The organism is Sphingobium sp. LMA1-1-1.1, from assembly GCF_040676365.1.
In the GTDB taxonomy this organism is placed as follows: Bacteria; Pseudomonadota; Alphaproteobacteria; order Sphingomonadales; family Sphingomonadaceae; genus Sphingobium.
Genome location: NZ_JBEGHS010000042.1, coordinates 1 through 419 on the forward strand (window position 1 = coordinate 1; position 419 = coordinate 419).

Annotated in this window: 1 protein-coding gene; it reads right to left on the reverse strand. The window is 56.1% G+C overall.

The genetic code is table 11. From position 1 onward, the window contains the following. A partial coding sequence (locus MRBLMA1_RS16730) for a hypothetical protein (protein WP_363738260.1) occupies positions 1-142 on the reverse strand: 142 nt, incomplete at its 3' end. Between the last annotated feature and the right edge of the window lie 277 nt (positions 143-419).

The window sequence follows — 419 nt, forward strand, 5'->3', positions numbered from 1 at the left end:
TTCCCTTGAAGCAGGCATAGCCGCGGCTCATCGCGTTGTTCTCGTCGCCGCGAATGCTGACGATCCGGTCCTCATCGTCAATAGTCAGTTTCGTACCGCAGCCAGCAGTGCAAGTTCTGCAAAAGGACGTCACTGTTCGCACGGGTCAATCTCCTCGACGATTTTCTTCGAAGCGCGGCATGACCAAGGCTTGACGGGCATAGCCCATCAAGCCTTGGCACGCACATTCACGATATTCGGTACATCAGGTCATTACAGTTCGTAGCGCAGCGAAATTCTCCAGGTCCTCGGGCGGTTGTACGATTCATGCATGCAGCCACAGAAGGTCGCCAGATCGAACCCGATCACGTTGACCCGCTTGTCGAAGATGTTGTCGAGCGAAGCAGCCGCGGTGAACTGGGGCGTGAGCTTCCACTCCA